This window comes from Pseudomonas ulcerans, from assembly GCF_036324125.1.
GTDB lineage: Bacteria > Pseudomonadota > Gammaproteobacteria > Pseudomonadales > Pseudomonadaceae > Aquipseudomonas > Aquipseudomonas ulcerans.
Map to the genome: position 1 here is coordinate 1 of NZ_JAZDQN010000033.1, position 14,556 is coordinate 14,556.

The window sequence follows — 14,556 nt, forward strand, 5'->3', positions numbered from 1 at the left end:
AAATGTTGGTCAGGTGAGGCGGGGACCCTGTGGGAGCGGGTTCACCCGCGATTGCTATGGTGAATTCACTACAGTAATCGCGGGTGAACCCGCTCCTACAGAGTCCGCGTTGCCTTGTTGGCTCTGGTATCCAGCTCGAAGACCTATGCTTGTCGCGGGCCACGCCAGCGACAAGGCCGCCAGGGCAACCTCGCCGCTGCGCTTGACGCCAGTCTCCAGGACCTACGAAGCTTGCTCCTTACCCAAGGAGCCCGCCATGGACCTCTCCACCCTCGCACTGTTCATCCCCGCCTGCTTCGCCCTCAACATGGCCCCCGGGCCGAACAACCTGCTGTCGCTGAACAACGCCAGCCGCTACGGCCTGCGCACCGCCTGCGTTGCCGGGATCGGCCGACTGTTCGCCTTTGCCGGCATGATCGTCCTCGCCGCTCTTGGCCTGGCCGTGGTGCTGCACACCAGCGAATACCTGTTCCTGGCGATCAAGGTGCTGGGGGCGTTCTACCTGTTCTATATCGCCTGGCAACTGTGGCGCGCGCCGGTCGGGCAGGGTGGGACAGCGGTCGAGCGCAAGGGCGGGGTGCTGCGGCTGGCACGGCAGGAGTTTCTGGTCGCGGCTGGAAACCCCAAGGCCATCCTGATCTTCACCGCCTTCCTGCCACAGTTCGTGGTGATGAACAGTGCCACCCCGGTCGGCGAGCAGTTCCTCTGGTTGGGGGCGATGTTCCTGGCGTTGGAGTGGCTGGCGATCGCCATCTATGCCTGGCTTGGCGCGTATCTGCAGCGCTGGTTCGAGCAGCCGGGGCCGCGGCGCCTGTTCAATCGGGTCAGTGCCGGACTGCTCGGTTGCGCGGGCCTGGGGCTGCTGGCGGCGCGGCGGGGGTGAGCATGTTCAAGCGTTCTCTGACCCTGCTGGCACTGAGCGTCCCGGCATTTTTCGTGGGTAGCGGCCAGGCCGCTGAAATCGTGTCGCCCTTCACGTCGCTGAAGGGCTTCGACGTCAAGCACTCCCACATCATCCAGAACCTGCCGCCGCCGACGGACCAGGGCTCGTTGCCGCTGTGCTACGCCCATGCCGCCGCGACCGTATACAACTACTACGTGTGCAAGGCGCTCGGCCAGGACTGCAGCAGCATTTCGAGGAAGGAACTGGCCTCGCCACTGGATATGACCCGCTTCGCCACCCCACCGGCGGACGATGGCGAGATGACCTACTCCAGCTCCTATCCGAACATTCGCATCGAAGGTGGTTCGGCGCTCTACGTCCTGGAGAAGGCGGCGCTCTTCGTCGGTGAAGTCGCCTCGCAGCAGTGCGCGCCTCACGAAAGCTTTTTCATCGGTGTGCCGGATACCGGCCAGGGTGTGGCCGATGAAGTGGTGCTGTCCCAGGGCAAGACCCTTGAAAGCCTCAAGGCGTTCTACAAACAGTACGCGCAGTCCTGCAACCCGCAGTGTCCGGCCGGGGCACTGGAGGAACTGGCGGCGATACTGCCCCGTTACCACACCGATGCCCGGGGACTGGCCAACGCCGCGCGGCGCGACTCGTTCGACGGCTTCCTCACCCGCCTGGCGATCCCGGCGGAATGCGCGCGGGCCAAGAACCGCTCGTTCTTCGAGAAGCACCGCTATGCGATGGAAATCGTGCCGAAAACGGGCACCAAGACGTTGTCCTACGCGGGCTACCGCAAAGCCATCATCGACGCGATCAAGCGTGACGACCCGGTCATCCTCGAAGGCATCTGCCTCTCGGCGAAAAAGAAGAACGGCAAGTGCGACGACAACCACTCGCTGGTGGCCTACGGCTATGCGGAACTGTGCGATGTGAAGAAGTGCTATACCGGCCTGAAACTGCGCAGCAGCTGGGGCCCCGAATGGCAGGTGCCGGCCGATGAGCGCTGGTATGACGCCAGGGAGCTGTTCGACCACAGCATGCAGCTTGAAGGGATGGTGGGCTGGTTGAAGGCGAAACCGAAGCCGAAGAGCTGATGGCCGCGGGGAGACGGACAGGCCTCTGGTCGAGGCCGGTCCGTTGCAAGCATCAGAAGTTCGGCTTGTACTCGAAACTGCGCGAAGCCTCGGAATCGGAAAACGGCACGATCGCACTCTTCTTGTTCAGCATCCCGTTCACCAGCGACCCCGGGAACATCTGGATGGTGTTGTTGAACCGCTCCACCTCGCCATTGAAGATCACCACCGCGGCGCCGACGTTTTCCTGCTGTTCGGCGATTTCGCGCATCAGGTTGTTGACCACCTCGGCGGCCTTCAGGTCCGGGTAGGCTTCGAAGACCACGCGCAGGTCGTTGAGCAGTTCACGGGTGGCCTGCTGCGAACCCACCAGCGACTGGCCGTTGGCCTGGTCCGGCAGGCCATGGATGGCGCTGCGCAGGCGGGTGATGTCGGTGAGGATCTTCTGCTCGTATTCCTTGTAGCTGCCGACCTGCTGCTGCAGGGCGTCGAGCACGCGGGTCTTCTGCCGCTCGTAGGTGAGCACGTCGGACCAGGCGCGCTGCGCGCGGTTGGCACCACCGACGATGGCGTTGTAGAGGGAAATCACCACGATCGCGACAACCGCGGCGATGACCAGCAAGGTGACCAGGGTCGAACTCATGACTCAATATTCCTTTTGATGGGCCGCCGTGTTCGGCAGGTTGAAGTTGTCGTCGTGCTGCTCGGCCAGGGTGTGGACCATGGCCAGGGCGTTTTCCAGGTGGGGCAGGCGCACGCCTTCGTCGATCCAGGCGTGGAATTCATCCGGGGTGGACAGGTCGCAGCGCATGTCGAAGTCGAGGGTGTTGCTGTCTTCGAAACTCAGGCACAACTGGCCGTTCCAGGAGAACTCCAGGTTCATCCCGCGAAAGTGCTTGTGCATGCTCAGCAAGTGCAGGACGGTGACCGGCTTGGCGAACTTGGCACAGGCCATGCGCGTGCCGCCGCTCAGGGTGAAGGCCTTGTTGAATTCGCTCGACGCGGTGTCGTGACGATGTTCGAAGTCCAGGTTGCGCCCGCCGCCGGTGCGCGCGGTGATGCCCTCGACCCAGGGGAAATCGATGACCAGGCTATAGCGGTCGTAGTGATCGTAGACGGTCTTGGTGACCGTGCGGGTGCCACCCTTGCCGTCGGATTCGGTGGTGGTGACGATGCGCTTGTTGACGTAGTGCAACTGGTAATAGGCGTAGGGCAGTTCATGGACTGCGCCGGGATACACGGCTTGCGAGGCAGAGGTGATCTCGCGGCTGTAGTTGCCGCGCTCGTAATCGCCGAAGTCCTGGGACAGGCGCTGCAGCAGGGCCGCTGCCGGGGTATCGATGCTGTAGAGACCGATGGTGTCCCATGATGAGTAGCGGGCGATGTCCTCGGACACCTTGTGCAACCGGTTCGAGCGCACGCGCATGAAGACGAAGCTGGCGATCATCAACACCAGCGCGACGATGCCGGCCAGGCTCAGCGCTTCGCCGTACTGCATGCCGAACAGCCGGGTGAGCCAGGCCTTGGCCTCGAACGGGGCCCACTGGCCGAACGCGATGAACGCGGCGATGAGCGCGAGGCTGCCCAAGGCAAGGGTTTTCGGGGTGGAATTGTCGAACTGCAGGGGTTCGTTGAAGTCGCGAACCTGCTGTATCGCACCCAGCAGTTCGTCCTTGTTGCTGCTCGGACCGATGGCGCCTTCGACGCTCTTGATCAATGCCCGCAGTCGCGCGTTGTGTGTCGCTTTCCCCATGACGGCTCTCTTCATCCCTTGAATCGTGGCTCATGGCCTTTGGCCTGACCCCGGGGCGGGATGATAAACCATCGACGCAGTAAACCCGGCGCCTTATCGGGAAATAATCTGACCGGATCCAATCCGTTGGCCTACGATTGAGAACGCACTGCAAGCACGGAGCTGCGGTCCTTCAACTGCCCGGGAGACATGGAAATGCTATCTACGCTGGAACTGCGCGATATCGTCGAGAAGAGTTTCTTGCCCGTCCGTTGCCGCTGCACCCAGGCGGCTGATCATTCCCTCACCGTGCAGCTGTTCAATCACGGTTCCCAGCACTACGACCTGCAAGTCACCGGCATCCGCCCCGAGCAACTGGACAGCAGCCGGGCCATTGTCAGCCTGGTAAGCCGCATGCGCTGCGACCTGCTGGACCAGCAGAGCCGGGTGCCACTGCGCGACGCCAGTTAGTCCCTGTAGAACGTCTGCACCAGGTGATAGCCGAACTTGCTCTTGATCGGCCCATGCACCGTGCGCAGGGGTTTCTTGAAGATCACCTGGTCGATTGCACCCACCATCTGGCCCGGGCGAATCTCGCCCAGGTCGCCGCCGCGCTTGCCCGACGGGCAGATCGAGTGTTTCTTCGCCAGCACGTCGAAGGCCTCGCCCTTGGCGATGCGTTGCTTGAGCTGCTCGGCTTCTTCGGCGGTCTTGACCAGGATGTGGCGGGCCTGTGCTTTCATGATGCGGGTGCCTCGGGGTTGCGGGTAAAAGCCGGCGATTATGCCTGATCGCGCAGCTCGATGCGGTCACGAAAATGCTCCAGCGCCTGCGGGTTGGCCAGGGCGTCGGTGTTTTTCACCGGCAGGCCGTGCACCACGTTGCGCACCGCCAGCTCGACGATCTTGCCGCTGATGGTGCGCGGGATGTCCGCCACCTGGACGATCACCGCCGGCACATGACGGGCGCTGGTGCTGTCGCGGATGACCTTGCGGATCCGTGCCTGCAGGGCGTCGTCCAGGGTCAGGCCGTCGACCAGGCGGACGAACAGCACCACGCGCACGTCATGCTGCCATTGCTGGCCGATGGCGACGCTGTCCAGCACTTGCTCGACCTTTTCCACCTGCCGGTAGATTTCCGCCGTGCCGATGCGCACGCCGCCGGGGTTGAGCACCGCATCCGAGCGACCATGGATAGCCAGCCCGCCGTCGCGGAATTCCTCGGCGTAGTCGCCCTGGCACCAGACGCCGGGAAACTGGCTGAAATAGGCCGCCTTGAAGCGCTCGCCCTCCGGGTCATTCCAGAAACCCAAGGGCATCGCCGGGAAATGCCGGGTGCACACCAGCTCGCCTTTTTCCTCCAGCACCGCCAGGCCCTGTTCGTTCCATACCTCGACGGCCATGCCCAGGCCCTTGCACGGGATTTCGCCGCGGCGCACCGGCAGGGTCGGGTTGCCGAGCACGAAGCAGGAAACGATATCGGTGCCGCCGGACATCGAGGTCAGGCAGATATCGGTTTTCACCTCGCGGTAGACATAGTCGTAGCTGTGGGGCGACAGCGGCGAGCCGGTGGACAGCAACAGGCGCAGGCGCTCCAGGCGATGGCTGGTGCGCGGCTGCAGGCCGGCCTGCTCCAGCGCCGCAAGGTACTTGGCGCTGGTGCCGAACACGCTGATGCCCTCGGCGTCGATCAGGTCCAGCAGGCGCTCGGGGCCGGGATGGAAGGGCGAGCCGTCATACAGCACCAGGGTCGCGCCCAGGGCCAGGCCGCTGACCAGCCAGTTCCACATCATCCAGCCGCAGGTGGTGTAGTAGAACAGGCAGTCCTGGTCGCCGAGGTCGTTGTGCAGGCCGTGTTCCTTGAGGTGCTGCAGCAGCACGCCGCCGGCGCTGTGGACGATGCACTTGGGCACGCCGGTGGTGCCGCTGGAATAGAGGATGTACAGCGGGTGGTCGAACGGCAGGCGGACGAAAGCGGGTTCGCCGCCGGGCCGGTAGAAGTCGTCCCAGAGGCTGGTTGTGGCCGGGGTGACGAAGGCGTCCAGGCCAGCCTCGGTGTTGCAGTAGGGCACCACCAGCAACTGTTCGAGGCCGGGCAGGGCGGCCAGCACCTCGTTGATCTTGTCTACCTGGGACAGGCTTTTGCCGGCGTACTGGTAGCCGGCGCAGACCAGCAGCAGCTTCGGCTCGATCTGGCCGAAGCGCTCGACGATGCCCTGGGTACCGAACTCCGGCGAGGAACTGGACCAGACTGCGCCGAGGCTGGTGGCGGCGAGCATGGCGACGACGGTCTGCCAGGTGTTCGGCATGCACGCTGCGACCCGGTCACCGACCCCGATGCCGGCGGCCTTGAAGGTTCGTTGCAGGCCCGCCACCTGGGCGGCCAGTTCGGCGTAGCTCAAGGCGATCCGCTGGCCATCCTCACGCACTGACACCAGTGCGGTAGCGTCATCGCGGCGGCGCAGCAGGTGCTCGGCGAAGTTCAGCGTGGCGCCGGGGAACCAGCGTGCGTCGGGCATCGCCGGGCCTTCGTCGAGGACCTTCATCGGGCTGTGGTGCCAGCGCACGGCGAAGGTCTCGGCCAGGGTTTCCCAGAAATCCGCGCGCTGTTCGACGCTCCAGCGATGCAGGTCGGCGTAGTCCGCCAGTTCCAGGTTGAAGCGTTGATTGATGTCGCGCCGGAAACGGTCCATCCGGCTTGCCTGAATACGCGCCGCGTCCGGGCGCCAGAGCACTTCGTTCATGTCGGTGTTTCCTGGTGGTCTGTCATTGCCCTGAGTCTAGCCTGAACACTGGTCTTGCCACTTCCGGCCTCAGCACCCCACAGGGTTCCAGGCCAGCCACAGTGTCTGTGCTCGACGCGGACCTTGTGGGAGCGGCTTTAGCCGCGATTGGCCGCGAAGCGGCCATAAAACCTGTGCCCTCGGTGTGTCAGGCAGACTTGGGACTCAGGTTTTACGACGGCTGCGCCGCCGATCGCGGCTGAAGCCGCTCCCACAGGTACACGGCGCCCTGTCGTTTCGTGATCGATGAGGCCCGAGTCAATCACACAGGCCTACTGCGCCAGCCAGCCACCATCCACATTCCAGGCCGCGCCCCGCACCTGGCTGCCGGCCTCGCTGCACAGGAACAGCGTCAACTCCCCCAGATGCTCCGGCGTGACGAACGCCAGCGACGGCTGCTTCTCCGCCAGCAGGTCATGTTGCGCCTGCTGCGGATCCACACCCGCCGCCGCACGATCATCGATCTGCTTCTGCACCAGCGGCGTCAGTACCCAGCCCGGGCAGATGGCATTGCAGGTAATCGCCGTGGTCGCCGTTTCCAGCCCGACCACCTTAGTCAGGCCGATCACCCCATGCTTGGCCGCCACATAGGCCGCCTTGCCCACCGAACCCACCTGGCCGTGTACCGAGGCGACATTGACGATCCGCCCCCAGCCCCGCGCGCGCATGCCCGGCAGGGCCAGGCGGGTGCAATGGAACACCGCGGAAAGATTGACCGCGATGATCGCGTCCCAGCGCTCCACCGGGAATTCGTCCACCGGTGCCACATGCTGGATGCCCGCGTTGTTGACGAGGATATCGACGCCGCCGAACTCCCGTTGGGCAAAGCCGAACAGCGCCTCCAGCTGGGCGACATCGCCGAGGTCGGCAGGATGATGGCGGACCCGGGTGCCGAACCGGCCGACTTCGGCCAGCGCCGCCGCCGGATCGCCGAAGCCGTTGAGCAGAATATCGGCGCCGGCCTCGGCCAGGACCCGGGCGATGCCCAGGCCGATACCACTGGTGGAGCCGGTGACCAGTGCGGTTTTTCCGGAAAGCTTCATGAAGTCAGGTCCTCAAACGATGCCGGTGGCGTAGAAGGTGGCGATCACGACGAACACCGCCAGGGTCTTGATCAGGGTAATGCCGAAGATGTCCTTGTAGGCTTCGCGGTGGGTCAGTCCGGTGACTGCGAGCAAGGTGATCACCGCGCCGTTGTGCGGCAGGGTGTCCATGCCGCCGCTGGCCATGGCGGCGACCCGGTGCAGGACTTCCAGCGGGATATTGGCGGCATTGGCGGCCGCGATGAAACTGTCGGACATCGCGGCCAGGGCGATGCTCATGCCGCCGGAGGCCGAACCGGTGATCCCGGCCAGCAAGGTCACGGTAATCGCCTCGTTGACCAGCGGGTTCGGAATGGCCTTGAGTGCATCGGCCAGCACCAGGAAGCCCGGCAACGAGGCGATCACCGCGCCGAAGCCGTATTCCGAAGCGGTGTTCATCGCCGCCAGCAGGGCACCGCCCACTGCGCTCTTGGTGCCCTCGGCCAGGCGGCTCTTGATCGCCTTGAAGCCACTGACCAGTACCAGCAGGATGCCCAGCAGCAGCGCCGCTTCCACGGCCCAGATGGCCGTGAGCTTGGCGATATCGGTCTGCACCGGGGCGGCCATGCCCGGCAGTTGCAGGCTGTGGCTCTTGCCGTACCACTCAGGGATCCAGCGGGTGAACAGCAGGTTCATGATGCCCACCAGCAGTAGCGGCGACAGGGCCAGAAGCGGGTTGGGCAGCTTCAGGTCGTCGGCGGTTTCCGGCTCGTTGCGCAGCTCGCTGCCGTAGCCTTCGCCGGCGCGCAGGGCCTTGTTGCGCTGGCGTTGCAGGTAGAGCATGCCGCTGCAGAACACGAACAGGGTGCCGATCAGCCCCAGCCACGGCGCCGCCCAGGCGGTGGTGTTGAAGAAGGTGCTGGGGATGATGTTCTGGATCTGCGGGGTGCCGGGCAGGGCGTCCATGGTGAAGGAAAACGCGCCGAGAGCGATGGTCGCCGGGATCAGGCGCTTGGGGATGTTGCTCTGGCGGAACATCTCGGCGGCGAAGGGATAGACCGCGAACACCACCACGAACAGCGACACGCCGCCGTAGGTGAGCAGGGCGCAGACCAGCACGATCACCAGCATGGCCTGGCGCGTGCCGAGCAGGCGGATGGCGGCGGCGACGATGGAACGGGAGAAGCCGGATAGCTCGATCAGCTTGCCGAATACCGCGCCGAGCAGGAACACCGGGAAGTACAGCTTGATGAAGCCGACCATCTTTTCCATGAACACCCCGGTAAAGGCGGGCGCCACGGCGGACGGGTCGGTGAGCAGGACGGCGCCGAGGGCGGCGATGGGGGCGAAGAGAATGACGCTGTAGCCGCGATAGGCCGCCAGCATCAGCAGCGCGAGCGCTGCGAGGGCGATGATTACGCTCATCGGGTGTCTCCTTGGTGGATCTTGTTTTTGTTGGTGGCAAGGAGATAGCAGGGACTGTGCCAGGTATGTAAGTTATTGATTTAAAAGGTAGAAAATATTTTTCCTGACTGTTCTTGGTGATTTTGTCTCTATTTTGAGATTGCTGAGTGCGCCGCAGACCCTGTGGGGGCGGGTTCACCCGCGATTACGTCAGCGAAATCACCATTGCAATCGCGGGTAAACCCGCTCCCACAGGATCCGTGTTCTTGTCTCTTTAATGAGATCAAAGTCTCTTTATTGAGACTGAATCCCCAACGCCACCAGTTTCTTGTACAAGGTCGAACGCCCCAGCCCCAGCTGTCTTGCAGCCTCCTGCACATTCCCCGCACAGCGCGCCAAGGCCTTCTGCAGCAATTCCCGTTCGAACCCCTCGCACGCCTCGCGATACTCCTGCACCGGCTCATCCACCGAGCGCGGCATCAGTTTCCCCAGCGCCGACTCGATATCCGCCACTCCAAGCAACGCCCGGTCCGCCAGCAATGTCGCCCGCTCCAGCACATTGCGCAGCTCGCGGATATTCCCTGGCCAGGCATGCCGCGCCAGCAAGGCCAGCGCCCCGTCCTCCAGTTCATGCCGGCTGCCCAAATCTTCGAGAATCGCCTCGCTCAACGCCGGCAGGTCCTCGATCCGCTCGCGCAGCGCCGGCACCTCGATGGGCAGCACGTTCAGGCGGTAATACAGGTCGGCACGAAACTCGCCCCGGGCCATGGCCGCCTGCAGGTCGCGGGAGGTGGCGGCGATTACCCGCACATCGCTGTGCAGCATCTGGTTCGAGCCCACCGGCTCGTATTCCTTCTCCTGCAACACCCGCAGCAGCTTGCTCTGCAGCGGCAGGGGCATGTCGCCGATCTCGTCGAGGAACAGGGTGCCGCCCTCGGCCAGTTGCAGCTTGCCGGCGCGGCCCTTGCGCTCGGCGCCGGTGAAGGCGCCCGGGGCGGTGCCGAAGAATTCAGCCTCCAGCAGCGTCTCGGGAATCGCTGCGCTGTTGATGCTGACGAAGGCCATGTGCGCCCGTGGCGAGGCGGCGTGGATGGCGTGGGCCAGCAACTCCTTGCCGGTGCCGGTTTCGCCGAGCAGCAGCACCGGCGAGTCGCTGCTCGCCCCGCGCCGCGCCCGACGCTTCACTTCCAGGCTGGCCGCGCTGGTGCCGATGAACTGGTTGAAGCTGTACTTGGCCTGGCGCGCGCGCAGCAGCGAGCGGGTCGAGGCCAGCTCCTGCTGCATGCTGGAATAGCGCTTGAGCAGCGGCGACAGGCTGCGCAGTTCGTCGAACAGGGCAAAGCCGATGGCACCGATCACCTCGCCGCCGGCATCGTGGATCGGCAGGCGCATCACCACCAGCGGCTCCTTCGGCGTGTCGAGCATGTCCAGCAGGGCCGGGCGACCTTGGGTCACCACCTCGCGCATCAGGCTGCCGGGGATCACCTGCTCGCAGGGCTGGCCGATGGCGGCACTGGCATCGCTAAGGCCAAAACGCCGCGCATAGCGCTCGTTCATCCACACGATGCGTGCATCGCGATCGACGATCACCGTGCCTTCGCTGGACTGCTCGATGATCTCGAACAGCGACTTGATCGCCAGGCGGCGGACTCGCTGGTAGTCCTTGAGGTTGTCGCTGTCGTGCATGGCAGGTCCGTGTTCAGGCGCGGGGATCGAAGGCTTCGCGCAGGGCATCGCCGATGAACACCAGCAGGGTGAGGATCAGCGCCAGGGCGAAGAAAGCGGTGAAGCCCAGCCAGGGCGCCTGCAGGTTCTGCTTGCCCTGGTTGACCAGTTCGCCCAGGGAGGCGCTGCCGGCGGGCATGCCGAAACCGAGGAAATCCAGGGCGGTCAGGGTCGAGATTGCCCCGGTGAGGATAAAGGGCAGGTAGGTGAGGGTGGCATTCATCGCGTTGGGCAGGATATGCCGCAGGATCACCAGGCGATCCGGCAGGCCCAGGGCGCGCGCCGCCTGCACGTATTCCAGGTTGCGCCCACGGAGGAACTCGGCGCGCACCACGTCCACCAGGGCCAGCCAGGAGAACAGCGCCATGATCCCCAGCAGCCACCAGAAATTCGGCTCGACGAAGCCGCTGAGGATGATCAGCAGGTACAGCACCGGCAGCCCCGACCAGACCTCCAGCAAGCGCTGGCCGATCAGGTCGACCCAGCCACCGTGGTAGCCCTGCAGGGCGCCGGCGGCAACGCCGATCAGCGTGCTGACCAGGGTCAGCGCCAGGGCAAAGAGGATCGATACCCGGGTGCCATACAGCACCCGCGCCAGCACGTCGCGGGCCTGGTCGTCGGTGCCCAGCCAGTTGCTCGCCGTCGGCGGGCTTGGCGCCGGTACCTGCAGGTCGTAGTTGGGCGTGTCGGCACTGAACGGCACCGGGGCAAACAGCATCCAGCCGCCCTTGGCCTCGATCAGCTCGCGCACGTACTGGCTGCGGTAGTCCGGCTGGAACGGCAGTTGGCCGCCGAACTCCTGCTCGGTGTAGCGCTTGAAGGCCGGGAAATACAGGCTGCCCTGGTAGCCGAGGACCAGCGGCTTGTCGTTGGCGATCAGCTCGGCCCCCAGGCTCAGGGTCAGCAGCGCGGCGAAGGCCCACAGCGAGAACCAGCCACGGCGGTTGCTGCGAAAGCGCTGCCAGCGGCGCTGGCTGACGGGCGACAGGCAGAACATCAATGCGCCCTCGCGGCAAAGTCGATGCGTGGATCGACGAAGGTGTAGCAGATATCCCCCACCAGGCGGATCAGCAGGCCGAACAGGGTAAAGATGAACAGCGAGCCGAACACCACCGGGTAGTCGCGGCTCACCGCGGCGTCGTAGCTCATGCGTCCGAGGCCATCGAGGGAAAAGATCACCTCGATCATCAAGGAGCCGGCGAAGAACACCGTGATCAGCGCCTGGGGCAGGCCGGCCACCACCAGCAGGATGGCGTTGCGGAACACATGGCCGTAGAGCACGCGGCGTTCGGTGAGGCCCTTGGCCTTGGCGGTGATCACGTACTGGCGGGTGATCTCGTTGAGGAAGGCGTTCTTGGTCAGCAGGGTCAGGGTGGCGAAGCCGCCGATCACCAGGGCGCCCACCGGCAGCACCAGGTGCCAGAAGTAGTCGGCGACCTTGCCGATCAGGCTCAGTTCGGCGAAGTTCTCCGAGACCAGGCCGCGCACCGGGAACCAGTTCAGCGAGGTGCCACCGGCGAACAGCACGATCAGCAGCAGGGCGAAGAGGAACGAGGGCAGGGCGTAGCCGATCACGATCAGGCTGCTGCTCCAGGCGTCGAACACGCTGCCATGGCGCACCGCCTTGCGGATGCCGAGGGGGATCGACACCAGGTAGGTGATCAGGGTGGCCCAGAAGCCCAGGGACAGGGTCACCGGCATCTTGTCGAGGATCAGGTCGGTGACCTTGGCACCGCGGAAGAAACTCTCGCCGAAGTCCAGCCGGGCGTAGTTGCCCAGCATCAGCCACAGGCGTTCCGGTGCCGACTTGTCGAAGCCGTACTGCTTCTTGATGGTTTCCAGCAGGGCCGGATCGAGGCCGCGGCTGGCCCGCGAGTCCAGCTGCACCGAGCCGGCGCCCGGCGCGCCGCCGCCGATGCCCTGCAGGCGGGCCACGGCCTGCTCCACCGGACCGCCGGGCGCGGCCTGGACGATGACGAAGTTGACCAGCAGGATCACCAGCAAGGTCGGGATGATCAGCAGCAGGCGCCGCAGGATATAGGCGGTCACGGTTGGCGTCCTTGGCGGGCGGCCATCTCGGCGTTGGTCAGGGCAGTGGGGCTGACTTCCCACCAGGTGTCCAGCGCCGGGTCATTGGCCGCCGGCACCCTGGGCAGGCCGAAGCGGTTCCACCAGACGCTGGAGGTGCCCGGCGGGTAGTAGTTGGGAATCCAGTAGTAGTTCCATTGCAGCACCCGGTCGAGGGCATGGGCGTGGCGCTGCATGTCGGCCTGGGTGCTGGCGCGCACCAGGCCGTCGATCAGGCTGTCCACCGCCGGATTCTTCAGGGCCATGAAGTTGTTCGAGCCCGGGTCGTTGGCCGACGCCGAGCCGAAGTAGCTGTACAGCTCAAGGCCTGGCGAGGTGGTGACCGGGTAGCCGGTGACGATCATGTCGTAGTCGCGGGCCATCAGGCGGTTGACGTACTGCGCCGAGTCGACGCGGCGGATCTGCATGTCGATGCCTATCTGCGCCAGGGTGCGCTTCCACGGCAGCAGCAGGCGTTCCATGCCGTTCTGGCCGTTGAGGAAGGTGAAGCTCAGCGGCTCGCCCTGCTCATTGACCAGGCGATCGCCATCCGGGTGCCAGCCGGCCGCCTGCAACAGGGCCAGGGCTTGCAGCTGCTTGTCGCGGATGATCCCCGAGCCGTCGGTTTTTGGGGCCTCGAATACCTGGCTGAAGACCTCGTCGGGGATCTGCCCGCGCAGCGGTTCCAGCAGCTTCAGTTCCTCGGCATCCGGCAGTGCCCGGGCTGCCAGCGGGCTGTTGGCGAAATAGCTCTGCTGGCGGATATACATGTCGCGCATCATCCGCCGGTTGCTCCACTCGAAGTCCCAGAGCAGGGCGATGGCCTGGCGCACGCGGCGGTCCTGGAAGACCGGGCGCTGCAGGTTGAACACGTAGCCCTGGGCATTCTGCGGGGCTTCCCTGGCCAGGTGCGCGCGCTGCAGGCGTCCGTCATCCAGGGCCGGGCCCGCGTAGCCGATGGTGTAGCCGGTGGCGGAGAACTCGCGGTTGTAGTCGTAGCCGCCACCGCGTAGGACCTGGCGCGCCACGTCGGTATCGCCGAAGTACTCGATGCGCAGCTGGTCGAAGTTGTAGCGGCCGCGGTTGACCGGCAGGTCCTTGCCCCACCAGTCGCGGTTGCGTTCGAAGGTGATGCTGCGCCCGTTATCGATCCGCGCCACCTTGTACGGGCCGCTGCCCAGCGGTGCCTCGAAGCCGCCGCCGTTGGCGAAGTCGCGACCTTTCCACCAGTGTTCGGGGAAGACCGGCAGCAAGGCCAGGTCAAGGGCCAGGGTGCGGTTCTGGTTGGTCTTGAAGTCGAAGCGCACCTGGGTGGGCGACTCCACCACCACATCGGCGACATCGGCGAACTGGGTGCGGTATTTCAGGTTGCCGTCGCGCAGCAGCAGGTCGTAGGTGAAACGCACGTCCTCGGCGCGGATCGGCTTGCCGTCGGCGAAGCGCGCCTTCGGGTCGAGGTAGAAGCGCAGCCACAGGCCATCGTCGGCCCGCTCCATGCGCCGGGCCACCAGGCCATACACGGTGTAGGGCTCGTCCAGCGAGCGCACGGCCAGGGGCGAATACAGCCAGCCGTCGATCTCGCTGACGCCGATGCCCTTGTCGATATAAGGAAGGATGTGGTCGAACTGACCGATCTCGATGGCCGAGCGACGCAGGCTGCCGCCCTTGGGGGCATCGGGATTGGTGTAGGCAAAATGCTGGAAAGCGGCGCCATAGCGCGGGGCTTCACCGTAGACGGTGAGGGCGTGGGTCGGTGCGGCTTGCGCGCTTTGCCATGAACAGAGAAGGGCAAGGCACACGACTGTCCCGTGGGAGCGAGCTTGCTCGCGAAGGACCGCGAAGCGGTCCCCCAAGGCCATGCG

The 14,556-nt window shown here is 65.1% G+C and carries 13 protein-coding genes; 3 read left to right on the forward strand and 10 right to left on the reverse strand.

What is annotated here, in order from left to right:
- Window positions 1-256 precede the first annotated feature (256 nt).
- Window positions 257-883, forward strand: coding sequence for a LysE family translocator (locus tag V0R59_RS23520; RefSeq protein ID WP_330078269.1), 627 nt, complete (start codon window positions 257-259; stop codon window positions 881-883).
- A 2-nt stretch (window positions 884-885) separates the two neighbouring features.
- Window positions 886-1,983 carry a hypothetical protein gene (locus V0R59_RS23525; protein WP_330078268.1) on the forward strand — a complete coding sequence of 366 codons (1,098 nt, stop codon included), beginning with the start codon at window positions 886-888 and terminating at the stop codon, window positions 1,981-1,983.
- Between the two features lie 52 nt (window positions 1,984-2,035).
- Here V0R59_RS23525 and V0R59_RS23530 read toward each other — a convergent pair whose 3' ends face one another.
- Complete coding sequence (locus V0R59_RS23530; protein WP_330078267.1) at window positions 2,036-2,605, reverse strand: LemA family protein; 570 nt, start codon at window positions 2,603-2,605, stop codon at window positions 2,036-2,038.
- A 3-nt stretch (window positions 2,606-2,608) separates the two neighbouring features.
- Window positions 2,609-3,715: a hypothetical protein gene (locus V0R59_RS23535; protein ID WP_330078266.1), complete on the reverse strand. Its 1,107-nt coding sequence runs from the start codon at window positions 3,713-3,715 to the stop codon at window positions 2,609-2,611.
- A 195-nt stretch (window positions 3,716-3,910) separates the two neighbouring features.
- Between V0R59_RS23535 and V0R59_RS23540 the strand changes: the two genes are divergently transcribed.
- Window positions 3,911-4,165, forward strand: coding sequence for a DUF1652 domain-containing protein (locus V0R59_RS23540; RefSeq protein WP_330078265.1), 255 nt, complete (start codon window positions 3,911-3,913; stop codon window positions 4,163-4,165).
- Here the strand turns inward: V0R59_RS23540 and V0R59_RS23545 are convergent.
- The 8 genes from V0R59_RS23545 to V0R59_RS23580 form a co-directional block, all read right to left on the reverse strand.
- Window positions 4,162-4,437, reverse strand: a complete 276-nt coding sequence (locus V0R59_RS23545; protein WP_316922615.1) for a peptidylprolyl isomerase — start codon at window positions 4,435-4,437, stop codon at window positions 4,162-4,164. The two genes, V0R59_RS23540 and V0R59_RS23545, sit on opposite strands and share 4 nt — an antisense overlap.
- A gap of 38 nt (window positions 4,438-4,475) precedes the next feature.
- The gene (locus V0R59_RS23550; RefSeq protein ID WP_330078264.1) at window positions 4,476-6,437 is read right to left on the reverse strand and encodes an acetoacetate--CoA ligase; all 1,962 of its coding nucleotides are present in this window, start codon (window positions 6,435-6,437) and stop codon (window positions 4,476-4,478) included.
- Window positions 6,438-6,748: 311 nt separating this feature from the next.
- Window positions 6,749-7,519, reverse strand: a complete 771-nt coding sequence (gene hbdH / locus V0R59_RS23555) for a 3-hydroxybutyrate dehydrogenase (RefSeq protein WP_330078263.1) — start codon at window positions 7,517-7,519, stop codon at window positions 6,749-6,751.
- A 12-nt stretch (window positions 7,520-7,531) separates the two neighbouring features.
- Complete coding sequence (locus tag V0R59_RS23560; protein ID WP_330078262.1) at window positions 7,532-8,923, reverse strand: GntP family permease; 1,392 nt, start codon at window positions 8,921-8,923, stop codon at window positions 7,532-7,534.
- A gap of 273 nt (window positions 8,924-9,196) precedes the next feature.
- On the reverse strand, window positions 9,197-10,588 hold the full coding sequence (locus tag V0R59_RS23565) for a sigma-54 interaction domain-containing protein (RefSeq protein WP_330078261.1): 1,392 nt from the start codon (window positions 10,586-10,588) through the stop codon (window positions 9,197-9,199).
- A 13-nt stretch (window positions 10,589-10,601) separates the two neighbouring features.
- Window positions 10,602-11,624: an ABC transporter permease gene (locus V0R59_RS23570; RefSeq protein ID WP_330078260.1), complete on the reverse strand. Its 1,023-nt coding sequence runs from the start codon at window positions 11,622-11,624 to the stop codon at window positions 10,602-10,604.
- Window positions 11,624-12,676, reverse strand: a complete 1,053-nt coding sequence (locus V0R59_RS23575; protein WP_330078259.1) for a microcin C ABC transporter permease YejB — start codon at window positions 12,674-12,676, stop codon at window positions 11,624-11,626. The genes V0R59_RS23570 and V0R59_RS23575 overlap by 1 nt, the downstream gene beginning before the upstream one ends.
- Complete coding sequence (locus tag V0R59_RS23580) at window positions 12,673-14,553, reverse strand: extracellular solute-binding protein (protein WP_330078270.1); 1,881 nt, start codon at window positions 14,551-14,553, stop codon at window positions 12,673-12,675. Before V0R59_RS23580 ends, V0R59_RS23575 begins: the two co-directional genes overlap by 4 nt.
- Between the last annotated feature and the right edge of the window lie 3 nt (window positions 14,554-14,556).